Source organism: Escherichia sp. MOD1-EC6300 (assembly GCF_002965045.1).
In the GTDB taxonomy this organism is placed as follows: domain Bacteria; phylum Pseudomonadota; class Gammaproteobacteria; order Enterobacterales; family Enterobacteriaceae; genus Escherichia; species Escherichia coli_F.
The window spans coordinates 236988-261274 of sequence record NZ_PTRH01000002.1; the positions used below are offsets into that span (position 1 = coordinate 236988).

The window sequence follows — 24287 nt, forward strand, 5'->3', positions numbered from 1 at the left end:
CAAAATGACATGAAGAGATAATAACTATGGATGTCATGAGAAGTGTTCTGGGAATGGTGGTACTGCTGGCAATTGCGTTTTTGCTGTCAGTAAACAAGAAGAAGATCAGCCTGCGTACCGTTGGCGCGGCGTTAGTGTTACAGGTCGTGATTGGCGGCATTATGCTTTGGTTACCGCCAGGGTGTTGGGTCGCAGAAAAAGTCGCTTTTGGCGTGCATAAAGTGATGGCGTACAGCGATGCAGGTAGCGCTTTTATCTTCGGTTCTCTGGTCGGACCGAAAATGGACACCTTATTTGATGGCGCAGGATTTATCTTTGGTTTCAGGGTATTACCGGCAATTATCTTCGTCACTGCACTGGTGAGTATTCTCTACTACATCGGTGTGATGGGGATCTTAATTCGCATTCTCGGCGGTATATTCCAGAAAGCATTGAATATCAGCAAGATCGAGTCATTCGTCGCGGTCACTACCATTTTCCTCGGGCAAAACGAAATTCCGGCGATCGTGAAACCTTTTATCGATCGTCTGAATCGCAATGAGCTGTTTACGGCTATTTGCAGCGGCATGGCCTCAATTGCCGGTTCTACGATGATTGGTTACGCCGCGCTGGGCGTACCAGTGGAGTATTTGCTGGCGGCATCGTTAATGGCGATCCCCGGCGGGATCTTGTTTGCCCGCCTGTTAAGCCCGGCTACCGAATCTTCTCAGGTTTCCTTTAATAACCTCTCTTTCACCGAAACACCGCCAAAAAGCATTATTGAAGCCGCCGCTACAGGGGCAATGACCGGGCTGAAAATCGCCGCAGGTGTGGCGACAGTGGTGATGGCATTTGTTGCAATAATTGCGTTGATTAACGGTATTATCGGCGGCGTTGGCGGCTGGTTTGGTTTTGAACATGCCTCGCTGGAGTCCATTTTAGGTTACCTGTTGGCTCCACTGGCGTGGGTGATGGGGGTTGACTGGAGTGATGCGAATCTTGCCGGGAGTTTGATTGGACAGAAACTGGCGATTAATGAATTTGTCGCTTACCTCAATTTCTCACCTTATCTGCAAACAGCTGGCACTCTGGATGCTAAAACCGTGGCGATTATTTCCTTCGCGTTGTGCGGTTTCGCTAACTTTGGTTCTATCGGGGTGGTGGTTGGCGCATTTTCTGCGGTTGCGCCACACCGTGCGCCGGAAATCGCCCAGCTTGGTTTACGCGCGCTGGCGGCGGCGACACTTTCTAACCTGATGAGTGCCACCATTGCAGGATTCTTTATTGGCTTAGCGTAGTGCGCGAGTTATGAGCCGGATAAGACGCGGTCAAGCGTCGAATCCGGCAAGATTGTTACACCATCGGCACTAATGAAAGCGCGTTATCGGCAGACAGGGTAGGGTTGTTTAAGCTGCCGCTGGCGCGTGAAATTGCCGCGCAGGCCATCGCAAAACGGGCACTATCACGGAAACTGCTTCCTTCCAGAAAGCTATACACCAGGCCCGCCATAAAACCATCGTCAGCACCAAAACTGTCTACCGTCGTATGCGCTGGCGCAGTCAGCAAAAATTGTTCGCCATCCTTTTGGCTGCAATAAACAGACTCATCGGGCAAATAAACAAACAGTTGCTGAACGCCTTGCTGATGCAACGCATTCACTGCGGCATTACGATCAGCATCGCGGGTTATCGGCTGGCCCCATAAAATTTCCAGCTCCGGCAAAGTGGGTTTCAGAGTGTGAATATGCGCCAGCCAGTGTTTGATTTTGCCCGCTTTGAATTCTGAAACGGTATCGACAAACACCGGGATTTCATCAGCGAGGGTAAAGACCCACTCCAGCGCCTCGGCTGTCAGGTTGCAATCAGCCAGTACCACGCCCGCATGACGAAGTAAATCGCGCGACCCGTTCAGTAGTTGCGGTGTCAACTGATCCAGCAGATGGGTATCGTTAATCGCCAGCACGGTTTGATCGTCTCGATTGGCAATTGCCAGATACGTCGATGTGCTTTGACCATGTAAACGAACGCAGCCGGAGACATTCACGCCGGCGCGGCGCGTTTCTTCCAGGAGCATTTCGCCATAAAAGTCATCGCCAATCACTGAAAGCAAATGGACGTCGCGGCCTAACAGCGCCAGATTGTGGGCGATATTGCGTCCAACGCCGCCTGCCGAGCAATGAATTGTACCGGGATGAGAAGCCGCTTGCGGGTAACGGATATCCGCCATCCCGCGAATATCCATATTGATTGTCCCCACCACTACGCAGTATTCCTGCTCGGTGAGAATGTAACCTTTGCCTTTAATCCGACCTTTGCGCATTAAATCCATAATATGCGCTGCAACACGCGAACGGCTGATTTGCAGCATATCCGCAATTTCGTTCTGCTGAATCAGCGGGTTACGCCTTAATATTGCAAGGATCTCCTTCTCCCGGTTATTCATCTTCAGGCTACCGCTTTTTCAGTTTGTTGCGCTTTCAGCCAGGCGATCTCTTCTGCCCAGATATCCGGGTTGATGGTTTCAAGGATCAGCGGAATTCCGTCGAAACGGTCGTCCTGCATGATCCAGCGGAACGCATCATGACCGATATTGCCTTCACCGAGGCTATGATGGCGGTCAACGCGGCTGCCAAAGGTGCTTTTCGCATCGTTTAGGTGCATCCCGCGCAGATACTTAAAGCCGACAATACGGGCAAAATCCGCGAACGTTTTCTCGCATTCGGCTGGAGTACGCAAATCATACCCGGCAGCGAAAGCATGGCAGGTATCAATGCAGACGCCGACGCGGGATTTATCTTCCACGCCGTCGATAATCGCCGCGAGATGTTCGAATTTAAACCCTAAGTTGCTGCCCTGACCGGCGGTATTTTCAATCACCGCTGTCACACCTTGAGTTTTATCCAGCGCAATGTTGATGGATTCGGCAATACGCGCAAGGCAATCCTCTTCTGAAATCTGCATCAGATGGCTGCCAGGGTGGAAGTTGAGCAAAGAAAGCCCCAGCTGTTCGCAACGCTGCATTTCATCTATAAACGCATCGCGCGATTTTTCCAGAGCTTCAGCGACCGGATGTCCGAGATTAATCAGATAACTGTCGTGGGGAAGAATTTGCGCCGATGTGTAGTGATATTTTTCACAGGCAGCTTTGAATTCATCGATGGTTTGCGTCGTGAGCGGTGCGGCACGCCACTGACGTTGGTTTTTGGTGAACAAGGCAAACGCGGTTGCGTCGATTTCGGCGGCGCGAATTGCGGCATTTGCCAGACCGCCAGCAGCACTAACGTGCGCTCCAATGTATTTCATGCGAGGACTCCTGTTAAACCCGCTGGAGGAAAACGGTAATGATAGCGGGTTAACAGGAGCAAGATGTAGTGGTTTATGCGATGACGCTTTGAATCACATAGTTAATCGCAGCACCACCAACAATCAGCCAGGCAAACAGTACCAGAGCCATCAGCAGAGGTTTCGCCCCGGCTTTTTTCAGCGCGCTGACGTGAGTGGTCAGACCCAGCGCCGCCATCGCCATTGCCAGCAGGAAGGTATCCAGCGTTACCAGCATATTCACTACGCTCTGCGGTAACAGGTGGAACGAGTTAAAGATGGCAACTACGATGAACAAGATGGCAAACCACGGAATAGTGATTTTGCTTTTCTCGCCGCTGTTAGCCCCAGACAGCTGTTTAACACGCGCCGCCAGCAGGATGAGGAACGGAGCCAGCATCATCACGCGCAGCATTTTGGAAATAACTGCTGCGTTTTCTGCATCCGGGCTGATGGCATGACCTGCCGCCACCACCTGCGCCACTTCGTGCACAGTAGAACCAATGTAGATACCGAAAGTTTCCGGACTAAACCATTGAGACATCAGCGGATATATCGCCGGGTAGAGGAAAATCGCGACGGTCCCGAAGATAACAACGGTTGCAACAGCCACGGTTACTTTACTGGCTTCCGCTTTCACTACCGGCTCAGTCGCCAGTACCGCGGCAGCACCACAGATACTGCTACCGGCACCGATCAACCAGCTGGTGTGCTTATCCAGACCAAACACTTTCTGCCCCAGGAAACAAGCCAGCAGGAAGGTACTGGACAGCGTCAGCACGTCAATGATGATCCCACTGATACCGACATCGGCAATTTGCGAGAACGTCAGACGGAAGCCATAAAGAATGATACCCAGACGTAATAAATATTGCTTGGCAAACAGCACGCCACCGTCACAGCTTTTCCAGATGTGCGGATAGATGGTGTTGCCTAAAACCATCCCCAACAAGATTGCGAGGGTGAGGGCACTAAACCCGGCACCCGCAACCGCGGGAATGGAACCACCCCACAGGGCGACCCCGGTGATAACTGCACTCAGGGCTAACCCCGGAATAAAATGCCACAGTGTACGATGTTGTTTCTGTAAGGTGATATTCGTCATAACCCTCTCCTTTAACCGGGCATAAGGTTACGACTAACTGGTTTAAAAATAAAATTGATTATATATTTATAATTAATCTTTATAAGTGGTAAGCGACTATGCACATCACCCTCCGGCAGTTGGAAGTTTTTGCAGAAGTATTGAAAAGTGGATCAACCACCCAGGCGTCGGTGATGCTGGCGTTGTCGCAATCAGCAGTGAGCGCAGCCTTGACTGACCTGGAAGGGCAGCTTGGCGTGCAACTGTTTGATCGCGTGGGGAAAAGACTGGTTGTTAATGAACACGGGCGGCTGCTCTATCCGCGTGCGTTGGCACTGCTTGAACAGGCGATTGAAATCGAACAACTGTTTCGCGAAGACAACGGCGCGATTCGTATCTATGCCAGTAGTACTATCGGTAACTACATTCTGCCTGCAGTCATTGCCCGTTATCGCCATGATTATCCGCAGTTGCCGATTGAACTTAGCGTTGGGAACAGCCAGGACGTGATGCAAGCGGTGCTGGATTTCCGCGTTGATATTGGCTTTATTGAAGGACCGTGCCACAGCACTGAAATCATCTCTGAACCGTGGCTGGAAGACGAGCTGGTGGTTTTCGCCGCGCCGACTTCGCCGTTGGCTCGTGGTCCGGTCACCTTAGAGCAGCTGGCCGCTGCGCCGTGGATCCTGCGTGAACGCGGTTCCGGCACGCGGGAGATTGTCGATTATCTGTTGCTGTCACATTTACCGAAGTTTGAGATGGCGATGGAGTTAGGTAACTCCGAGGCAATCAAACATGCGGTGCGTCATGGATTGGGAATTAGTTGCCTGTCGCGACGGGTCATTGAAGATCAATTGCAGGCAGGCACGTTAAGTGAAGTTGCGGTCCCTCTGCCGCGCTTGATGCGCACGTTGTGGCGTATCCATCATCGGCAAAAACACCTTTCCAACGCGCTTCGGCGCTTTCTGGACTATTGCGATCCCGCGAATGTACCGCGTTAAGTTGCTGTACAAGAACATGCTGGTGCTGTGTCGATTTCGTGACGCAGCGCCCGCAGCATGCATTCGCCAGAAAAGAGATTGGCTGCTTTACTTATAATCCCGGGGCGATCATGAAGGTGTCTTATAACCGTGTATTTCTGCCGGAAGGATTGCCAATCGTCTGCTACAATCGCGCCTCATTTTTAAGATGGATAGCATTTTTGTATGGTTTCCGAAACTAAAACCACAGAAGCGCCGGGCTTACGCCGTGAATTAAAGGCGCGTCACCTGACGATGATTGCCATTGGCGGTTCCATCGGTACAGGTCTTTTTGTTGCCTCTGGCGCAACGATTTCTCAGGCAGGTCCGGGCGGGGCATTGCTCTCGTATATGCTGATTGGCCTGATGGTTTACTTCCTGATGACCAGTCTCGGCGAACTGGCTGCTTACATGCCGGTTTCCGGTTCGTTTGCCACTTACGGTCAGAACTATGTTGAAGAAGGCTTTGGCTTCGCGCTGGGCTGGAACTACTGGTACAACTGGGCGGTGACTATCGCCGTTGACCTGGTTGCTGCGCAGCTGGTTATGAGCTGGTGGTTCCCGGATACACCCGGTTGGATCTGGAGTGCGCTGTTCCTCGGCGTTATCTTCCTGCTGAACTACATTTCGGTCCGTGGCTTTGGTGAAGCAGAATACTGGTTCTCACTGATCAAGGTTACGACGGTTATTGTCTTTATTGTTGTCGGCGTGCTGATGATTATCGGTATCTTCAAAGGCGCACAGCCTGCGGGCTGGAGCAACTGGACAATCGGCGAAGCACCGTTTGCTGGTGGTTTTGCGGCAATGATCGGCGTGGCAATGATTGTCGGCTTCTCTTTCCAGGGTACCGAGCTGATCGGTATTGCTGCAGGCGAGTCCGAAGATCCGGCGAAAAACATTCCACGCGCGGTACGTCAGGTGTTCTGGCGAATCCTGTTGTTCTATGTATTCGCGATCCTGATCATCAGCCTGATTATTCCGTACACCGATCCGAGCCTGCTGCGTAATGATGTGAAAGACATCAGCGTCAGTCCGTTCACCCTGGTATTCCAACACGCGGGTCTGCTCTCTGCGGCGGCGGTGATGAACGCTGTTATTCTGACGGCGGTGCTGTCAGCGGGTAACTCCGGTATGTATGCGTCTACTCGTATGTTGTACACCCTGGCGTGTGACGGTAAAGCGCCGCGCATTTTCGCTAAATTGTCGCGTGGTGGCGTGCCGCGTAACGCGCTGTATGCGACGACGGTGATTGCCGGTCTGTGCTTCCTGACCTCGATGTTTGGTAACCAGACGGTATACCTGTGGTTGCTGAACACCTCTGGTATGACAGGCTTTATTGCCTGGCTGGGGATTGCGATTAGCCACTACCGCTTCCGTCGCGGTTACGTATTGCAGGGACACGACATTAACGATCTGCCGTACCGTTCAGGCTTCTTCCCACTGGGGCCGATCTTCGCATTCATTCTGTGTCTGATTATTACTTTGGGCCAGAACTACGAAGCGTTCCTGAAAGACACCATTGACTGGGGCGGCGTAGCGGCAACATATATTGGTATCCCGCTGTTCCTGATTATCTGGTTCGGATACAAGCTGATTAAAGGAACTCACTTCGTACGCTACAGCGAAATGAAGTTCCCGCAGAACGATAAGAAATAAGTTTCCTCCCTTCCTTGCTAAGCCCTCTCAACCGAGAGGGCTTTTTCAATTCTATTTCCCTGACAAATCATGCGGATATAAATTTTAACATTTGGATTGATAATTGTTATCGTTTGCATTATCGTTACGCCGAAATCAAAAAAGGCTGACAAATCAGGGGCTGTTCCGGCTTTCTGGGATGATCACCTGCATACAAATAAGTCCACCGCGATGCTGCCGTACGCAAGGGGACGTGAAGAAGATGTGAGCGATAACCCATTTTATTTTCGTAGTTACCTCATGGAGATATGGAATGTTTAGGTTTAACCCCTTCGTACGGGTCGGGCTGTGTTTGTCCGCTATTTCTTGTGCATGGCCTGTGTTAGCGGTCGATGATGATGGCGAAACGATGGTTGTCACCGCATCTTCCGTTGAACAAAACCTGAAAGATGCACCCGCCAGTATCAGCGTCATTACCCAGGAAGACCTGCAGCGAAAACCGGTACAGAATCTGAAGGATGTCCTCAAAGAAGTGCCTGGCGTACAACTGACGAACGAAGGGGATAACCGTAAGGGCGTTAGTATTCGTGGTCTGGACAGCAGTTACACCCTGATTCTTGTCGATGGTAAACGCGTTAACTCCCGCAATGCCGTTTTCCGCCATAATGATTTCGATCTGAACTGGATCCCTGTCGATTCCATCGAACGTATTGAAGTGGTCCGTGGCCCGATGTCGTCGCTGTACGGTTCCGATGCGCTCGGCGGTGTCGTGAATATCATCACCAAAAAAATCGGTCAGAAATGGTCGGGTACCGTTACTGTCGATACCACCATTCAGGAACATCGCGATCGCGGTGATACCTATAACGGTCAGTTCTTTACCAGCGGGCCATTAATTGACGGTGTGCTGGGAATGAAAGCTTACGGCAGCCTGGCAAAACGTGAAAAGGATAACCCGCAAAACTCAACTACCACCGATACCGGAGAAACGCCGCGTATTGAAGGATTCTCCAGCCGCGACGGCAATGTGGAATTTGCCTGGACGCCGAATCAAAATCACGATTTTACTGCCGGATACGGTTTTGACCGTCAGGATCGTGATTCCGACTCGCTGGACAAAAACCGCCTGGAACGTCAGAACTACTCCGTCAGCCATAATGGGCGTTGGGATTACGGCACCAGCGAACTGAAATACTACGGTGAGAAAGTCGAAAACAAAAACCCTGGCAACAGCAGCCCGATTACTTCCGAAAGCAATACGGTCGATGGTAAATACACGTTGCCACTGACGGCGATTAATCAGTTTGTTACGGTTGGCGGTGAATGGCGTCACGACAAACTTAGCGATGCAGTAAACCTGACCGGAGGAACAAGCTCCAAAACGTCTGCCAGCCAGTACGCGCTGTTTGTGGAAGATGAATGGCGGATCTTCGAGCCGCTGGCGCTGACGACCGGCGTGCGTATGGACGATCACGAAACCTACGGTGAACACTGGAGTCCTCGTGCCTACCTGGTTTATAACGCCACCGACACCGTAACGGTGAAAGGGGGCTGGGCGACGGCATTTAAAGCGCCTTCTCTGTTGCAACTTAGCCCTGACTGGACGAGCAATTCCTGCCGTGGCGCATGCAAGATTGTGGGTAGCCCGGATCTGAAACCTGAAACCAGCGAAAGTTGGGAGCTGGGGCTTTACTACATGGGTGAAGAAGGCTGGCTGGAAGGGGTTGAATCCAGCGTGACCGTTTTCCGCAACGATGTAAAAGATCGTATCAGCATCAGCCGTACGTCTGACGTCAATGCTGCTCCGGGCTACCAAAACTTTGTCGGTTTTACAGCGGACGGTGTGCCAGTATTCAGCTACTACAACGTTAACAAAGCACGTATTCAGGGCGTGGAAACCGAACTGAAAATTCCGTTCAACGATGAATGGAAACTGTCGATCAACTACACCTACAACGATGGTCGTGATGTCAGCAACGGCGAAAACAAACCGTTGTCCGATCTGCCGTTCCATACCGCTAACGGTACGCTGGACTGGAAACCGCTGGCGCTGGAAGACTGGTCATTCTATGTTTCTGGTCACTATACCGGGCAGAAACGCGCCGACAGCGCGACGGCTAAAACTCCGGGCGGTTATACCATCTGGAATACCGGCGCGGCCTGGCAGGTGACCAAAGACGTCAAACTGCGTGCGGGTGTGCTGAACCTTGGCGACAAGGATCTCAGTCGTGACGACTACAGCTATAACGAAGACGGACGTCGTTACTTTATGGCAGTGGATTATCGCTTCTGATGCGAAGATGCCCGGCGTGGATCCCGCCGGGCATAATCCCAGAAATTCGCTTCTGGCTTTATAACCGATGAAATTTTGCCAGTAAGGCCAGTGAAAATGTTGTCAGCAAAATGGTAATGACTGCGTAAATATACACTCCTGACCATTCCCAACTGTTTTTCACCATAATAACTGGAAGCCCTGCCATTGCCGCGCCTAAATAACTAAACAAGCCCCTGAATCCAGTAATGGAACCTGCCGCATCTTTATGCGTAACATCAAGACACCCGACAGCGAATAACATATGCGGTCCATACAATGCAAACCCCATGATTGTAAACAGAATAGCCGTTAATGTGTAGGAGACGTCCTGCACCAGCGGTACGAGAACGATGCAAATACATAAAGCGATGGCAAAGATTAATCCTGTCATCCAGCGGTTACTTTTAAACATGAAATCGGACAAGTACCCCGCCAGTAATCCCCCAGCAAGTCCACCTGCTTCAAACCAGGATATAATGGAGTTCGCTTTAATCAGGCTCCAGTTATGAACCTGAGAATAATAAATTTGTGGCCAGTCATTGAGGATGGTGCGTGCAATATAGACCGACATATCCCCGAGGATAATGAGCCAAACTAATGGGTTGGTAAGAATATATTTAACGAATATTTGCCAAAAACTGAGATCAACCGGACTTGCTTTAACTTGTGCAAGTTCTGTCGGGTCGTTGCGCCACTTACCGACGTTAGGCAAACCGAGCGTGCCGGGACGATCTTTTATCGTAAACAAGGCAACAATCCCCATAATCAGTGAGATTACACCCGGAACATAAAAGCCCATCTTCCAGCTGCCACTAAAAGCAATAGCAAAGCTTGTCAGGAGAGGCGCAAGACTACCGCCAATATTATGCGCAGCTTCAACAACTGCCCACCAGCGTCCGCGTTCATTTTTCGAGAACCACGAGGCCATAATTTTTGCCATTGGCGGAAAACTGGTACCCTGGAGAATAGCATTAAGGCTATACAGGATATAGAACGCAGCAACGCTGTCTGAAAAACCGAAAAGAATGTTAACAATACCGACGCCAATAAGTACGGGGCCAGTCATCGCTCTTGGGTTAATTTTATCGACTAACATGCCACCTACAAACTTCATGGAGCCATAAAGAATGTAAAAGACCGACGACATGATAGCGAAATCTTGTGCGGTTAATGACGTATCCGTTAACATCGCTGGCATGGCCGCAGAGAAATTCTTGCGGGTTAAGTAAAATACGGCATAAGAGATAAATACAGAGGTGATGATTTCAATGCGAAATTTTTTATAAGTATGATCAACTTCTTCTTTTGGTTTGACCACCGGTTGGTCGGCCTGGCTGAAAATAAATTTTTTCAAACTCATTGTGAGTTTCCTTTTCTGTGAACCTTATGGCGCTATAATTTTTCTTCTATAAAAAAGAGAAGCGACTCGAAACCATTAAAATTAATCTGGTCAGCAATTTTTTCCCGGGTTTTAGGTTTTGCTTTCCATGCCACGCCATTTCCGGCATGCAAAAGCATAGGAATATCATTGGCACCATCTCCACAGGCAATGATGTTTTCACGGCAGATAGCTAACTCTGTCGCTAAATTTATCAGGGTTTGCTTTTTCTTTTCTGCATTCATAATAGGTAAGGTAATTGTATCAGTTAACAGATCTTCCTTAATGCGCACAGAGTTAGAAAATGCAAAATCAAGTTGATATTTTTCCTTCAATCGCTCAGTAAAAATATCCAAACCTCCAGATATAATTGCCGTCTTGAATCCTTTTTCTTTTAGTATGGGAAGAATAGTTTCAAGACCTGGTGAAAGAGTCATCTGTTCACAAACTTTATGCAATATATCTTTATGCGTTCCTTTAAGCATGGCAATTCGCCGGGTAAAACTGGCATCAAAATCGATTTTCCCTTCCATCGCTTCACGGGTCAGTGCGGTGATTTTTTCAGAGATGCCGAGTCTACGGGCTATTTCATCGACACCTTCTTCTTCAACAAAGGTGGAATCCATATCAAAGGCAATAATTCCCTGATCCGGTAAGACCTTGGGTTTACGGAAAAAATCAAACTGATGATTATCAGCACGGTGACGTAAACCAGCATAAAAAGCAGGGTTGGTAACATCATCTGGTAATACTAGCTTTAGATACTCTTTATTTATTTGCCCACTGTAATTCGTTGTTAGCGAAAACACCGAGGGGGAAATCTTTAAATGTTGCAGATAATCTTCCAGACATTTTTGGGTGATGTCGATGCCTGTTGGCGACAAGAAATAAATAATCGTCATTTACCGCTCCTTTTTATCTGCAATGATTATAATAAGATTTCATAGAGGCTGATGTATCTGACAATCACAGTTGTGAATGTTAAATAAAAGATAAAAAAGTACTTTTTTTGATACTTTGAAATAATAAGATACTAAAAGTACCATTTTTGATATCTTTACCAGGATATAAAGAATAACTATTTTTCAACGTTGAAGGAATCATTTACAAATATGGAAAGCTGCATAGATATATTCAAGATAGTTATTGGTCCATCCAGTTCCCGCACAGTCGGGCCAATGCGTGCGGCTTATAATTTTGTGTCACAATTGAAACAGCAAGAAATGTTACCTTTGTTGCGGAAAATTGATGTCGAACTTTATGGTGCGCTGTCATTAAGCCGCAAGTGCCATAATGTTGATGTGGCGATTTATCTCGGTTTGCAAGGACACTTACCTGACAGCGTTGACATTCGCATGGAAATGTCCGCCATCAGGCGTGCAGAAACTGAGGCGACGCTGGAAGTTATGCCTGGTGTCAACGTCAGTGTATCCATTCTTTCTAATCTACAAGCGCATCCGGGGCACCCTTATGCGATGACATTTCGTGCCAGAGATGACTGGTTTACACTTTATGAAGAAACCTGGTTTTCTATCGGCGACGGTCAAGTGCTAAAAGCAGGAGAGGCGATTATTCCTCCATCAGTCACTCCACATCCTTTTGAATTCCAGAACGCAAACGAATTATTAAAACTTTGTCAGCAAAACGGATTATCTGTCGCGGCATTAATGATGAAAAACGAACTGCACTGCCAGACAGCAGCTTTTTTGCATGACGATCTTCATAAAAAATGGGAAGTAATGAAGGATGCGGTTTATCGCGGGATGCATACAGAAGGATTACTTCCAGGTCCGTTTCAGGTTAACCGTCGTGCCTGTGCTTTATATAAATCGTTGCAGTCAAAGGGGTTTTCCAATGACTTCCTGACTACGCTCAATTGGGTCAATACTTTTGCCATTGCGGTGAGCGAAGAAAATGCTGCGGGTGGACGTGTCGTGACAGCACCCACCAACGGCGCGAGCGGTATTATCCCGGCTGTACTGTGCTGGTATGATAAATTCATTCACGAGCTTGATACATACTCCGTTACCCGCTTTTTACTGACCGCTGGTGCCATCGCCATTCTGTTCAAAAAAAATGCCTCTATTCTGGGTTCTGAAGTTGGATGTCAGGGGGAAATAGGTGTTGCCAGTTCAATGGCGGCAGCAGGATTAGCAGAACTTATGGGCGGGTCAGTGGCTCAGGTACTTAGCGCGGCAGAAATTGCGATGGAGCATCATTTAGGTTTGACCTGTGATCCAGTTGGCGGGCAGGTACAAATTCCTTGTATTGAACGAAATGCTATTTCAGCTGTGAAAGCTATCAACGCAACGACGATGGCGTTGAGTCGCATAAGCGAGCCGTGCATTACGCTGGATGAGATAATTTCCGCGATGTATGAAACCGGAAAGGATATGAGCGCTAAATACCGTGAAACTTATCATGGCTGTCTGAGCAAATTGCAGCCAAGAAAAAAGGATGCGTAAGATGAAATATAATACGATGAATAACAACGAAATTATTTTATCACTGTGCGCTCGCATTAAAGAAACGCGTATCTCATTATCATTGACCCAACAGCAGTTAGCCGAGCGTGCATTGGTGGGCATAGCAACGGTCAAGCGGATTGAAAAGGGGGGAAGTTTAAATCTTGATACTCTCATTTCTCTTCTGCGCGCGCTGAATAAATTGCAAAATCTCGATGCCATATTGTTCGAAGCAGAAATGCGTAATTTCAACGAAAATAGTTCCAGCGGCGAAGGGGCAGGGCGACTACAGGTACGCCAGCAACTGACAGATTTAAACCAGAAGTCTCCAGCCCCGCACGCAGATGACCATAATTTTAGTACGGCGCTGGAAAATACCCTCTGCTGGTGATTATTTCTGTAAATACTGCGCATGGAAGCGCAGATGATCCTCTATAAAAGAGGCAATAAAGTAGTAACTGTGATCATATCCCGGCTGAATACGCAGCGTCATCGGCCACGCTTTTTGACGCGCGGCTTCTGCCAGCACTGCGGGTTGTAGCTGGTCGGCAAGAAACTGATCATTATCGCCCTGATCAATCAGTGTCGGGATCGCATCCTGCGCATTACTCGCATACATCAGCGCGCAACTGTCCCATTCCATCCAGTCATTTTTATCCTCACCCAGATAAGTGCTAAACGCTTTTATTCCCCACGGGACGCTGCACGGATTCACAATCGGCGCAAAGGCGGAAACACTGGTGTATTTGCCAGGATTTTTCAGCGCCATAATCAATGCGCCGTGACCACCCATGGAATGACCGCTAATAGCGCAGCGATCGCTGACGTTAAATTGCGATTGAATGAGAGTCGGTAATTCATCGCGCAGATAATCGTACATCCTGTAATGCGTCGCCCACGGTTTTTGTGTTGCGTTGAGATAAAACCCCGCGCCCTGACCTAAATCGTAGCCGTCGTCGTTGGCTACTTGTTCGCCGCGCGGACTGGTGTCTGGCATCACCAGTACAATCCCCAGTTCCGCCGCTACGCGTTGGGCCCCCGCTTTGGAGGTGAAGTTCTCGTCATTGCAGGTTAATCCGGAGAGCCAGTACAGCACCGGCGGCGGGGTGTGATCGCGAGGCGGTGGAAGAAAGATGCTGAACGTCATCGGGCAATTTAAGGTACTGGAGTCGTGCCGCCAGCGTTGTTGCCAGCCTTCAAAACAGCGGTGCTCTTCGAGCATTTCCATGCGTGGCTCCTTGTTGTGTTGTTTGCAATTTCTTCATCATACCGTTTATTCAATGTGCTGTGAGTAACTTTCACTTCCGTATATACATAACGATGTTTTAACATCTGCTGATGAAAGGCAGCGGCAATTACAATAATTATCGCTGTGAATACTGGATTATGTGCGCCGCCTCACGCACAATAATCAGGCTGTAAATCAGCTTAATAACTTTGCCCCCACGCAGGGCGGAGGCGTCACACCTGCAGGAGAAATCATAAATGCCATCACTCAGTAAAGAAGCGGCCCTGGTTCATGAAGCGTTAGTTGCGCGAGGACTGGAAACACCGCTGCGCCCGCCCGTGCATGAAATGGATAACGAAACGCGCAAAAGCCTTATTGCTGGTCATATGACCGAAATCATGCAGCTGCTGAATCTCGACCTGGCTGATGACAGTTTGATGGAAACGCCGCATCGCATCGCTAAAATGTATGTCGATGAAATTTTCTCCGGTCTGGATTACGCCAATTTCCCGAAAATCACCCTCATTGAAAACAAAATGAAGGTTGATGAAATGGTCACCGTGCGCGATATCACCCTGACCAGTACCTGTGAACACCATTTTGTTACCATCGATGGCAAAGCGACGGTGGCTTATATCCCGAAAGATTCGGTGATCGGTCTGTCAAAAATTAACCGTATCGTGCAGTTCTTTGCCCAGCGTCCGCAGGTGCAGGAACGTCTGACGCAGCAAATTCTCATTGCGCTACAAACGCTGCTGGGCACCAATAACGTGGCTGTCTCTATCGATGCGGTACATTACTGCGTGAAGGCGCGTGGCATCCGCGATGCAACCAGTGCCACGACAACGACCTCTCTTGGTGGATTGTTCAAATCCAGTCAGAATACGCGCCACGAATTTCTGCGCGCTGTGCGTCATCACAACTGATTAAAAGGCAGGAACCATGGAGCGCAACGTCACGCTCGATTTTGTTCGCGGCGTCGCCATTCTGGGGATCCTGCTATTAAACATCAGCGCCTTTGGGCTACCAAAGGCGGCTTATCTCAATCCCGCCTGGTACGGCACTATTACGCCGCAGGATGCATGGACCTGGGCATTTCTCGATCTCATCGGCCAGGTGAAATTCCTCACGCTTTTTGCGCTGCTGTTTGGTGCTGGCCTGCAAATGTTGCTGCCCCGTGGCAGACGCTGGATCCAGTCGCGGTTAACGCTGTTAGTCTTGCTGGGCTTTATTCACGGTTTATTGTTCTGGGACGGCGATATTCTGCTGGCTTACGGGCTGGTGGGCTTAATCTGCTGGCGGCTGGTGCGCGATGCGCCATCGGTAAAAAGCCTGTTTAATACAGGCGTCATGCTTTATCTGGTGGGGCTTGGCGTTTTGCTGTTATTGGGGCTGATTTCCGACAGCCAGACCAGCCGCGCCTGGACGCCGGATGCATCGGCTATTTTGTATGAAAAATACTGGAAGCTTCACGGCGGCGTTGAAGCGATCAGTAATCGTGCCGATGGTGTTGGCAACAGTTTACTGGCACTGGGCGCACAGTATGGCTGGCAACTGGCAGGGATGATGCTCATTGGTGCGGCGCTGATGCGCAGCGGCTGGCTGAAAGGGCAGTTCAGCTTACGTCACTATCGTCGTACTGGTTTTGTGCTGATGGCGATTGGGGTGATCATTAACCTTCCTGCCATCGCCCTGCAATGGCGGCTGGACTGGGCCTATCGCTGGTGCGCCTTTTTACTTCAGATGCCGCGGGAACTGAGTGCGCCGTTTCAGGCGATTGGCTATGCGTCGCTATTTTATGGCTTCTGGCCGCAATTAAGCCGCTTTAAGCTGGTTCTGGCAATCACCTGCGTCGGACGGATGGCGCTGACCAACTATCTATTGCAAACGCTGATTTGTACCACGCTTTTTTACCACCTCGGTTTGTTTATGCATTTTGACCGCCTGGAGCTGCTGGCGTTTGTTATTCCGGTATGGCTGGCGAATATCCTCTTCTCTGTTATCTGGCTGCGTTACTTCCGCCAGGGGCCGGTGGAATGGCTCTGGCGTCAGTTAACTTTACGTGCTGCCGGACCTGCATTATCTAAAACATCAAGATAACGATCTGGATCACATTCATTAACAAAATGGTTGTAACCGTTTCCATTGCTGTGACTCGATTCACGAAGTCCTGAATTCAGTGCTGACAAAATAGCCGCCAGCAAGCAGGCATTTACTGCAATCTCATAACAGGTAGTGAATATGATCACCATTCGTGATGTAGCGCGTCAGGCTGGCGTCTCTGTGGCAACGGTTTCCCGGGTGCTCAATAACAGCACGCTGGTCAGTGCCGACACGCGTGAAGCAGTAATGAAAGCAGTGAGCGAGCTGGATTATCGGCCAAACGCCAATGCCCAGGCGCTGGCAACTCAGGTTAGCGATACCATTGGCGTGGTGGTAATGGACGTTTCTGATGCGTTTTTCGGCGCGCTGGTAAAAGCGGTGGATCTCGTCGCCCAGCAGCACCAGAAATATGTGCTAATAGGTAATAGCTATCATGAAGCGGAAAAAGAGCGTCATGCCATTGAGGTGTTAATTCGCCAGCGTTGTAACGCGTTGATTGTTCATTCAAAAGCGTTAAGCGATGATGAATTAGCGCAGTTTATGGATAACATCCCCGGTATGGTGTTAATCAACCGCGTTGTGCCAGGTTACGCCCATCGTTGCGTTTGCCTGGATAATCTCAGTGGTGCCCGAATGGCCACGCGCATGTTGCTCAATAATGGTCATCAACGTATTGGTTATCTTTCTTCCAGCCACGGTATTGAAGATGATGCCATGCGCAAAGCAGGCTGGATGAGTGCGTTGAAAGAGCAGGATATTATTCCGTCGGAAAGCTGGATTGGCACTGGCACCCCGGACATGCCAGGCGGTGAGGCGGCGATGGTTGAACTGCTGGGGCGCAATCTACAACTTACCGCTGTATTTGCATACAACGACAATATGGCCGCTGGCGCACTGACGGCATTAAAAGATAATGGTATTGCGATTCCGTTACATCTCTCAATCATCGGTTTCGATGATATTCCCATCGCTCGTTACACCGACCCACAATTAACGACCGTGCGTTATCCTATTGCTTCGATGGCAAAATTAGCTACCGAACTGGCCTTACAAGGGGCAGCAGGCAACATTGATCCTCACGCCAGCCACTGTTTTATGCCGACGTTAGTGCGTCGACATTCTGTCGCAACACGCCAGAATGCGGCGGCGATCACTAACTCAACAAATCAGTCGATGTAACCGCTTTCAATCTGTGAGTGATTTCACAGTATCTTAACAATGCGATAGCTATGATTGCACCGTTTTAACGTTGTAACCCGTATGTAACAGTGAATAATCACTTTCACCGAGGTAATAGCGTCATAACAACAATTAAAGCCGTTTTCTGGAGCGTTACCGGGCATGGAAGAACGAATTTTAAAAAGTGAGCTTCGGCGTTCAGTAACACTTCATTAACTCTACTGCCCCGCCGAGCATTTATCTCAAGCACTACCCTGCATAAGAAAAACCGGAGATACCATGAATAAGAAGGTGTTAACCCTGTCTGCTGTAATGGCCAGTATGTTATTCGGTGCCACTGCACACGCTGCTGATACCCGTATTGGTGTAACAATCTATAAGTACGACGATAACTTTATGTCTGTTGTGCGCAAGGCTATCGAACAAGATGCGAAAGCCGCGCCAGATGTTCAGCTGCTGATGAATGATTCTCAGAATGACCAGTCCAAGCAGAACGATCAGATCGACGTATTGCTGGCGAAAGGGGTGAAGGCACTGGCGATCAACCTGGTTGACCCGGCAGCTGCGGGTACGGTGATTGAGAAAGCGCGCGGGCAAAACGTGCCGGTGGTTTTCTTCAACAAAGAACCGTCTCGTAAGGCGCTGGATAGCTACGATAAAGCCTACTATGTCGGCACTGACTCCAAAGAGTCCGGCATTATTCAGGGCGATTTGATTGCTAAGCATTGGGCGGCAAACCAGGATTGGGATCTCAACAAAGACGGTCAGATTCAATTCGTACTGCTGAAAGGTGAACCGGGCCATCCGGATGCAGAAGCACGCACCACTTACGTGATTAAAGAGCTGAACGACAAAGGCATCAAAACTGAACAGTTACAGTTAGATACCGCTATGTGGGATACCGCTCAGGCGAAAGATAAGATGGACGCCTGGCTGTCTGGCCCGAACGCCAACAAAATCGAAGTGGTTATCGCCAACAACGATGCGATGGCAATGGGCGCAGTAGAAGCACTGAAAGCACACAACAAGTCCAGCATTCCAGTGTTTGGTGTCGATGCGCTGCCAGAAGCTCTGGCACTGGTGAAATCCGGTGCACTGGCGGGCACCGTATTGAACGACGCTAACAACCAGGCGAAAGCGACTTTTGATCTGGCGAAAAACCTGGCCGATGGCAAAGGTGCGGCTGATGGTACCAACTGGAAAATCGACAACAAAGTGGTCCGCGTACCTTATGTTGGCGTAGATAAAGACAACCTGGCTGAATTCAGCAAGAAATAAGACTGATTGGGCGCAGTCATTTACTGCGCCCTTATTGTATGGCCAACAAGGTAAAATTATATGGTCAGCTCAACGACTCCGTCTTCCGGGGAATACTTGTTGGAAATGAGCGGTATCAACAAGTCTTTTCCGGGTGTTAAGGCACTTGATAACGTTAATTTAAAAGTCCGGCCACATTCTATCCATGCATTAATGGGGGAAAACGGCGCAGGAAAATCAACATTATTAAAATGCCTGTTTGGTATTTATCAAAAAGACTCCGGCACCATTTTGTTCCAGGGTAAAGAGATCGATTTCCATTCTGCCAAAGAAGCACTGGAAAATGGTATTTCGATGGTACACCAGGAATTAAACCTGGTATTGCAACGTTCGGTGATGGACAACATGTGGCTGGGGCGGTATCCCACCAAAGGCATGTTTGTCGATCAGGACAAAATGTACCGCGAAACCAAAGCGATTTTTGATGAGCTGGATATTGATATCGATCCGCGTGCGCGCGTCGGCACATTATCCGTTTCGCAAATGCAGATGATCGAAATCGCCAAAGCGTTTTCCTATAACGCGAAAATTGTGATTATGGATGAACCGACATCTTCGTTAACTGAAAAAGAGGTCAATCATCTTTTCACTATTATTCGTAAATTAAAAGAGCGCGGCTGCGGTATTGTTTATATCTCGCATAAAATGGAAGAAATCTTCCAGTTATGTGATGAAGTCACCGTATTGCGCGACGGTCAGTGGATCGCTACCGAACCGCTGGCAGGGCTAACGATGGACAAGATCATCGCCATGATGGTTGGACGCTCTCTTAACCAGCGTTTCCCTGACAAAGAAAACAAGCCGGGCGAAGTGATTCTGGAAGTGCGTAATCTGACGTCGCTGCGCCAGCCGTCGATTCGCGATGTCTCGTTTGATCTGCATAAAGGGGAGATCCTCGGTATTGCCGGTCTGGTGGGGGCGAAACGTACCGATATTGTTGAGACGTTATTTGGTATTCGCGAGAAATCGGCTGGCACCATTACGTTGCACGGCAAAAAGATCAATAACCATAACGCTAACGAAGCCATAAACCACGGATTTGCACTGGTAACTGAAGAGCGCCGCTCAACGGGAATTTATGCCTATCTGGATATTGGCTTTAACTCGTTAATTTCCAATATCCGCAACTACAAAAATAAAGTTGGCTTGCTGGATAACTCGCGGATGAAAAGCGATACCCAGTGGGTAATTGATTCGATGCGGGTAAAAACGCCGGGACATCGTACGCAAATTGGTTCACTCTCCGGCGGTAATCAGCAAAAGGTAATTATTGGGCGCTGGCTGCTTACGCAACCAGAAATATTAATGCTCGATGAACCAACGCGCGGTATTGATGTCGGAGCGAAGTTTGAAATTTATCAGTTAATTGCCGAACTGGCGAAGAAAGGCAAGGGGATTATTATTATTTCCTCCGAAATGCCAGAGTTGTTAGGGATAACAGACCGTATTCTGGTCATGAGCAATGGTCTCGTTTCCGGAATTGTCGATACAAAAACAACAACGCAAAACGAAATTCTGCGTCTTGCGTCTTTGCACCTTTAAGATTAGGGGCCTCCCATGAGTGCGTTAAATAAGAAAAGTTTTCTTACTTACCTGAAAGAGGGCGGTATTTACGTCGTTCTTTTAGTTTTGCTGGCGATTATTATTTTCCAGGACCCAACTTTTTTAAGTCTGTTGAACTTAAGTAATATTCTCACCCAGTCATCGGTGCGTATTATTATCGCGCTTGGTGTGGCAGGATTAATTGTCACCCAGGGGACCGACCTTTCTGCGGGACGTCAGGTAGGGCTGGCAGCCGTGGTGGCAGCGACGTTATTGCAGTCCATGGATAACGCTAACAAAGTATTCCCGGAAATGGCGACGATGCCGATTGCGCTGGTAATTCTGATTGTCTGTGCCATTGGTGCGGTGATCGGTTTGATCAACGGCCTGATTATCGCTTATCTCAACGTGACGCCATTCATTACCACGCTCGGCACGATGATTATCGTCTACGGCATCAACTCGCTCTATTACGACTTTGTCGGGGCGTCGCCAATTTCTGGTTTTGACAGTGGCTTCTCTACCTTTGCTCAGGGCTTTGTTGCGCTGGGGAGCTTCCGTCTCTCTTACATCACTTTCTACGCGTTGATTGCGGTGGCATTCGTCTGGGTGTTGTGGAACAAAACCCGCTTCGGCAAGAACATTTTTGCCATTGGCGGTAACCCGGAAGCGGCGAAAGTTTCTGGTGTCAACGTTGGCCTGAACCTGCTGATGATCTACGCGTTGTCTGGTGTGTTCTATGCCTTTGGCGGGATGTTAGAAGCCGGACGTATCGGCTCTGCCACCAACAACCTCGGCTTTATGTATGAGCTGGATGCTATCGCAGCGTGCGTGGTGGGCGGCGTATCGTTTAGCGGCGGTGTGGGGACGGTACTTGGTGTAGTGACAGGGGTAATTATCTTTACCGTTATCAACTATGGCCTGACGTACATCGGCGTAAACCCGTACTGGCAGTACATCATCAAAGGGGCGATTATTATCTTCGCCGTGGCGCTGGATTCACTGAAATACGCGCGTAAGAAGTGATGTGAATGTGGGTATTGCCGGATGCGCCGCATCCGGCAATCGGTGCCAAATGCCGGATGCGACGCTGGTGCTACAACGTTACCGGGTGTTCTTTCTCTCCCTTCTTAAACTTCACTTCCCCGAGATCAATACAACCAACCGGGCAAACATGACCACAAAGCAGACAACCAACGCACTTCTCGGTATTACAATGCGGTGTGCGCGTTTTCTCGCTCCATTCCATCGCCTGGTGACCGCCGTCGTAACAGGAAATATAACAGCGTCCACAGCCAACACATTTATCGAGATTGATATGGGGATAGACGATATAGCTACGGTCTAAATCTTCCGCCGGGACAATATTGTGATTCGCCAGACCTACCATCTCCTGCAACGAATCAAATCCCTGATCGGCGAGATAATGCGATAACCCGCTTGCCATATCTTCCACTATCCGATACCCGTACTGCATAATGCCGGTGGTCACCTGTAACGTTGCTGCGCCGAGCAATAAAAACTCTGCTGCATCTTCCCAGGTTTCAATACCGCCGATACCGCTAATCGGGAAATCGCGCAGCTCTGGATGGGTGCGCATTTGCTGAATAAAGCGTAGGGCGATCGGTTTTACCGCTTTACCGGAATATCCGGAAATACTCGATTTACCGTTAACGATCGGCATACCAATTTTCTGATTAAGATCGATATTGGTGATGGATTTAACGGTATTAATCGCCGCAATGCCATCTGCGCCGCCGCGCTTCGCAGCCAGCGCCACTTCGCACATATCACCGATATTCGGCGTCATCTTCGCCAGCATCGGCAGCGTAGAACCACGTTTCACTGCCCGACAATATTTTTCTACCAGCTCCGGGCTTTGCCCGACATCACTACCCATCGCATGAGAAGTCATTTGCGGACAGGAGAAGTTACACTCGATCATATCCGCACCAGCTTCTTGCACTAGCCGCGCCAGATCCTCCCACTGCTGTTCATTTTCGCCCATGATCGAAGCTATCAATACTTTGTCCGGATAATCTTCTTTCAGCCGACGCAGGGCGGCCAGATTCTCCTCCAGAGGATGTTCGGCAATCTGCTCCATATTTTTGAAGCCGATAAAACCGGTATCTTCTTTCACCAGATGATCAAAACGTGGTGAGACTTCGTTGGCGATAAAAAAGCCGATCGTTTTAAATACCACGCCACCCCAGCCCGTGTCGTAGGCTTTGGCGCACATCTCATAGCAATTGCCTACCGGCGAAGAAGAGAGGCAGAACGGGTTGGGAAACTTCACGCCGCAAAAGGTAATCGAAAGATCTTTCGTTAACATGAGCAAGCTCCCTCTAAATAGTGATGAATTGCCTCAGCGGCTTCTTTCCCGGTTTTCACGGCATAAACCACGGTTTTGTCACCCTCAACAATATCGCCAGCAGCAAAGACTTGCGGGTCGCGGGTCTGGTAATTTTTTGTTTTGATGGTGTTACGCTGTGGCTCTAACTCCGCAAAGGCATCCAGTCTGGCATGCTGACCGACGGCGAGAATAATTTTATCTGCCGCCATCGTCAGTTCGCCCGGTAAGCGTACATGCTTAAACGTGACTTTATTGCCTTCCACGGCCACTGGTGTGAATCCATCGATGATCGAAACGCCCAACTCCCGGGCGCTGGCAAACTCTTTTTCGCTTGCCGGAAACTCATCTAACTCTTCACGTGCTACGCAGGTTACCGCCTGACAGCCGAGAACTTTCAGCGTGCTGGCAACGTCCATCGCGACATCACCGCCGCCGATAATTAATGCGCTTTGTGGAATGCTGATATCGCCCTGCGCCTGCCGTGCACGTTGCAAGAAGTCGACGGCAATCTCAACGTCGCTATGCTCAAACAGCGGTAGCCCGGAACCGCCCGACAACCCTACGGTGACAAGTACTGCGCGGTTTTCCGCTTTCAGTTGCTCCAGGGTGAGTACTTTACCGATTTCGTTATTGCACTTAATGGTCACCCCCATTTTTTCGATACGGGCGATCTCTGCATCCAGCACGGTTTGCGGCAAACGAAATTGCGGAATACCGTTACACAGCCAGCCACCGGGTTGCGCTTCTTTTTCATAAATAGTGACGTCGTACCCCATATTTGTCAGCGTCACGCTGGCCTGCAATCCAGCAGGACCTGCGCCAATAATGGCGACTTTGCCGAGCGTTTTAGTACCAGGCTGATAAATTTCCATCCCGGTTTGTTGTTCAAAATCAGTGATAAAACGCTGTAAGCGACCGATATCAATGGGATCATCAACACCGGCACGGGTACAACCGCTTTGACATAATTTCTCCGTTGGGCAAACTCTGGCGCATACAGCACCTAAGGCATTATTTTCGCGAATTGTCTCGGCAGCGCCTTTAAAATTACGAAAGTAGATTGAGCGTATAAATTTCCCCGGATCGGTTTGTGCCGGGCAAGCCTGACTACAGGGAGCGTCGTGACATAATAAACAGCGAGAGGCTTCTTTAATCGCCAGTAAAGGCGTAAAAGCCGGAGTGAGTTCATCCAGATAATTTTGTTGCGGCATGTGATCTTCCTTAATGCTATGAGTAATTAAGGCGAACGCTAAATATACTCGTCATACTTCAAGTTGCATGTGCTGCGTCTGCGTTAGCTCACCCCAGTCACTTGTCGCCTTCCTGCAACTCGAATTATTTAGAGCATAAATATTGCTTGCTGATATTAAG

Annotated in this window: 20 protein-coding genes; 12 read left to right on the forward strand and 8 right to left on the reverse strand. The window is 49.3% G+C overall.

Annotated elements, in window-relative coordinates; genetic code table 11:
* Nucleotides 1–26 precede the first annotated feature (26 nt).
* Nucleotides 27–1277 (forward strand): NupC/NupG family nucleoside CNT transporter, encoded by a 1251-nt coding sequence (locus BGE37_RS03850; RefSeq protein ID WP_105276866.1) that lies wholly within the window; start codon nucleotides 27–29, stop codon nucleotides 1275–1277.
* A gap of 55 nt (nucleotides 1278–1332) precedes the next feature.
* On the opposite strand, the gene BGE37_RS03855 is transcribed toward BGE37_RS03850, so the two are convergent.
* The 3 genes from BGE37_RS03855 to BGE37_RS03865 all read right to left on the reverse strand — a co-directional run bounded on the left by BGE37_RS03855 (nucleotide 1333) and on the right by BGE37_RS03865 (nucleotide 4404).
* Entirely contained in the window at nucleotides 1333–2421 is a 1089-nt protein-coding gene (locus tag BGE37_RS03855; RefSeq protein WP_001064991.1) for a sugar kinase, read from the reverse strand.
* Between the two features lie 2 nt (nucleotides 2422–2423).
* Nucleotides 2424–3281 (reverse strand): deoxyribonuclease IV, encoded by an 858-nt coding sequence (nfo, locus tag BGE37_RS03860; protein ID WP_000873880.1) that lies wholly within the window; start codon nucleotides 3279–3281, stop codon nucleotides 2424–2426.
* Between the two features lie 73 nt (nucleotides 3282–3354).
* Nucleotides 3355–4404, reverse strand: coding sequence for a YeiH family protein (locus tag BGE37_RS03865; RefSeq protein WP_105287793.1), 1050 nt, complete (start codon nucleotides 4402–4404; stop codon nucleotides 3355–3357).
* Nucleotides 4405–4502: 98 nt separating this feature from the next.
* Between BGE37_RS03865 and yieE the strand changes: the two genes are divergently transcribed.
* The 3 genes from yieE (at nucleotide 4503) to cirA (ending at nucleotide 9330) form a co-directional block, all read left to right on the forward strand.
* Nucleotides 4503–5384, forward strand: a complete 882-nt coding sequence (gene yieE / locus BGE37_RS03870; protein WP_000548286.1) for a DNA-binding transcriptional regulator YeiE — start codon at nucleotides 4503–4505, stop codon at nucleotides 5382–5384.
* 204 nt (nucleotides 5385–5588) lie between these two features.
* The gene (lysP, locus tag BGE37_RS03880; RefSeq protein ID WP_000253276.1) at nucleotides 5589–7058 is read left to right on the forward strand and encodes a lysine-specific permease; all 1470 of its coding nucleotides are present in this window, start codon (nucleotides 5589–5591) and stop codon (nucleotides 7056–7058) included.
* Between the two features lie 292 nt (nucleotides 7059–7350).
* Nucleotides 7351–9330, forward strand: a complete 1980-nt coding sequence (gene cirA / locus BGE37_RS03890) for a catecholate siderophore receptor CirA (protein WP_088541311.1) — start codon at nucleotides 7351–7353, stop codon at nucleotides 9328–9330.
* A 58-nt stretch (nucleotides 9331–9388) separates the two neighbouring features.
* Here cirA and BGE37_RS03895 read toward each other — a convergent pair whose 3' ends face one another.
* Both BGE37_RS03895 and serB read right to left on the reverse strand, forming a co-directional pair.
* Complete coding sequence (locus tag BGE37_RS03895; RefSeq protein ID WP_000053687.1) at nucleotides 9389–10711, reverse strand: MFS transporter; 1323 nt, start codon at nucleotides 10709–10711, stop codon at nucleotides 9389–9391.
* 32 nt (nucleotides 10712–10743) lie between these two features.
* On the reverse strand, nucleotides 10744–11631 hold the full coding sequence (serB, locus tag BGE37_RS03900) for a phosphoserine phosphatase SerB (protein WP_105287794.1): 888 nt from the start codon (nucleotides 11629–11631) through the stop codon (nucleotides 10744–10746).
* Between the two features lie 210 nt (nucleotides 11632–11841).
* Here serB and BGE37_RS03905 point away from each other — a divergent pair, with 210 nt between their 5' ends.
* Together BGE37_RS03905 and BGE37_RS03910 are read left to right on the forward strand one after the other, a co-directional pair.
* The gene (locus BGE37_RS03905) at nucleotides 11842–13194 is read left to right on the forward strand and encodes an L-serine ammonia-lyase (protein ID WP_000443201.1); all 1353 of its coding nucleotides are present in this window, start codon (nucleotides 11842–11844) and stop codon (nucleotides 13192–13194) included.
* A gap of 1 nt (nucleotide 13195) precedes the next feature.
* On the forward strand, nucleotides 13196–13585 hold the full coding sequence (locus BGE37_RS03910; RefSeq protein ID WP_001353094.1) for a helix-turn-helix domain-containing protein: 390 nt from the start codon (nucleotides 13196–13198) through the stop codon (nucleotides 13583–13585).
* Here the strand turns inward: BGE37_RS03910 and yeiG are convergent, their stop codons facing one another.
* Nucleotides 13586–14422, reverse strand: coding sequence for an S-formylglutathione hydrolase (gene yeiG, locus BGE37_RS03915; protein ID WP_105287795.1), 837 nt, complete (start codon nucleotides 14420–14422; stop codon nucleotides 13586–13588).
* Between the two features lie 257 nt (nucleotides 14423–14679).
* Here yeiG and folE point away from each other — a divergent pair, with 257 nt between their 5' ends.
* From folE to mglC, 6 genes are all read left to right on the forward strand, one after another.
* Nucleotides 14680–15348, forward strand: coding sequence for a GTP cyclohydrolase I FolE (gene folE, locus BGE37_RS03930; protein ID WP_001139613.1), 669 nt, complete (start codon nucleotides 14680–14682; stop codon nucleotides 15346–15348).
* 16 nt (nucleotides 15349–15364) lie between these two features.
* Nucleotides 15365–16522 (forward strand): DUF418 domain-containing protein YeiB, encoded by a 1158-nt coding sequence (gene yeiB, locus BGE37_RS03935; RefSeq protein ID WP_105287796.1) that lies wholly within the window; start codon nucleotides 15365–15367, stop codon nucleotides 16520–16522.
* Between the two features lie 141 nt (nucleotides 16523–16663).
* Complete coding sequence (gene galS / locus BGE37_RS03945) at nucleotides 16664–17704, forward strand: HTH-type transcriptional regulator GalS (RefSeq protein ID WP_000628667.1); 1041 nt, start codon at nucleotides 16664–16666, stop codon at nucleotides 17702–17704.
* A 279-nt stretch (nucleotides 17705–17983) separates the two neighbouring features.
* A complete protein-coding gene (mglB, locus tag BGE37_RS03950; RefSeq protein ID WP_001036980.1) occupies nucleotides 17984–18982 on the forward strand; it encodes a galactose/glucose ABC transporter substrate-binding protein MglB in 999 nt (332 codons plus the stop codon).
* 60 nt (nucleotides 18983–19042) lie between these two features.
* The gene (gene mglA, locus BGE37_RS03955; protein ID WP_000255032.1) at nucleotides 19043–20563 is read left to right on the forward strand and encodes a galactose/methyl galactoside ABC transporter ATP-binding protein MglA; all 1521 of its coding nucleotides are present in this window, start codon (nucleotides 19043–19045) and stop codon (nucleotides 20561–20563) included.
* Nucleotides 20564–20578: 15 nt separating this feature from the next.
* Nucleotides 20579–21589, forward strand: a complete 1011-nt coding sequence (gene mglC / locus BGE37_RS03960; RefSeq protein WP_105276872.1) for a galactose/methyl galactoside ABC transporter permease MglC — start codon at nucleotides 20579–20581, stop codon at nucleotides 21587–21589.
* A gap of 70 nt (nucleotides 21590–21659) precedes the next feature.
* Here the strand turns inward: mglC and preA are convergent, their stop codons facing one another.
* Both preA and preT read right to left on the reverse strand, forming a co-directional pair.
* The gene (preA, locus tag BGE37_RS03965) at nucleotides 21660–22895 is read right to left on the reverse strand and encodes an NAD-dependent dihydropyrimidine dehydrogenase subunit PreA (RefSeq protein ID WP_039020529.1); all 1236 of its coding nucleotides are present in this window, start codon (nucleotides 22893–22895) and stop codon (nucleotides 21660–21662) included.
* Nucleotides 22889–24127, reverse strand: a complete 1239-nt coding sequence (gene preT, locus BGE37_RS03970) for an NAD-dependent dihydropyrimidine dehydrogenase subunit PreT (protein WP_105287797.1) — start codon at nucleotides 24125–24127, stop codon at nucleotides 22889–22891. Before preT ends, preA begins: the two co-directional genes overlap by 7 nt.
* Between the last annotated feature and the right edge of the window lie 160 nt (nucleotides 24128–24287).

Bases quoted from the DNA above. Each gene is read 5' to 3' on its own strand.
- BGE37_RS03850 (WP_105276866.1), top strand. From the start codon at position 27: ATGGATGTCATGAGAAGTGTTCTGGGAATGGTGGTACTGCTGGCAATT.
- BGE37_RS03855 (WP_001064991.1), bottom strand. From the start codon at position 2,421: ATGAATAACCGGGAGAAGGAGATCCTTGCAATATTAAGGCGTAACCCG.
- nfo (WP_000873880.1), bottom strand. From the start codon at position 3,281: ATGAAATACATTGGAGCGCACGTTAGTGCTGCTGGCGGTCTGGCAAAT.
- BGE37_RS03865 (WP_105287793.1), bottom strand. From the start codon at position 4,404: ATGACGAATATCACCTTACAGAAACAACATCGTACACTGTGGCATTTT.
- yieE (WP_000548286.1), top strand. From the start codon at position 4,503: ATGCACATCACCCTCCGGCAGTTGGAAGTTTTTGCAGAAGTATTGAAA.
- lysP (WP_000253276.1), top strand. From the start codon at position 5,589: ATGGTTTCCGAAACTAAAACCACAGAAGCGCCGGGCTTACGCCGTGAA.
- cirA (WP_088541311.1), top strand. From the start codon at position 7,351: ATGTTTAGGTTTAACCCCTTCGTACGGGTCGGGCTGTGTTTGTCCGCT.
- BGE37_RS03895 (WP_000053687.1), bottom strand. From the start codon at position 10,711: ATGAGTTTGAAAAAATTTATTTTCAGCCAGGCCGACCAACCGGTGGTC.
- serB (WP_105287794.1), bottom strand. From the start codon at position 11,631: ATGACGATTATTTATTTCTTGTCGCCAACAGGCATCGACATCACCCAA.
- BGE37_RS03905 (WP_000443201.1), top strand. From the start codon at position 11,842: ATGGAAAGCTGCATAGATATATTCAAGATAGTTATTGGTCCATCCAGT.
- BGE37_RS03910 (WP_001353094.1), top strand. From the start codon at position 13,196: ATGAAATATAATACGATGAATAACAACGAAATTATTTTATCACTGTGC.
- yeiG (WP_105287795.1), bottom strand. From the start codon at position 14,422: ATGGAAATGCTCGAAGAGCACCGCTGTTTTGAAGGCTGGCAACAACGC.
- folE (WP_001139613.1), top strand. From the start codon at position 14,680: ATGCCATCACTCAGTAAAGAAGCGGCCCTGGTTCATGAAGCGTTAGTT.
- yeiB (WP_105287796.1), top strand. From the start codon at position 15,365: ATGGAGCGCAACGTCACGCTCGATTTTGTTCGCGGCGTCGCCATTCTG.
- galS (WP_000628667.1), top strand. From the start codon at position 16,664: ATGATCACCATTCGTGATGTAGCGCGTCAGGCTGGCGTCTCTGTGGCA.
- mglB (WP_001036980.1), top strand. From the start codon at position 17,984: ATGAATAAGAAGGTGTTAACCCTGTCTGCTGTAATGGCCAGTATGTTA.
- mglA (WP_000255032.1), top strand. From the start codon at position 19,043: ATGGTCAGCTCAACGACTCCGTCTTCCGGGGAATACTTGTTGGAAATG.
- mglC (WP_105276872.1), top strand. From the start codon at position 20,579: ATGAGTGCGTTAAATAAGAAAAGTTTTCTTACTTACCTGAAAGAGGGC.
- preA (WP_039020529.1), bottom strand. From the start codon at position 22,895: ATGTTAACGAAAGATCTTTCGATTACCTTTTGCGGCGTGAAGTTTCCC.
- preT (WP_105287797.1), bottom strand. From the start codon at position 24,127: ATGCCGCAACAAAATTATCTGGATGAACTCACTCCGGCTTTTACGCCT.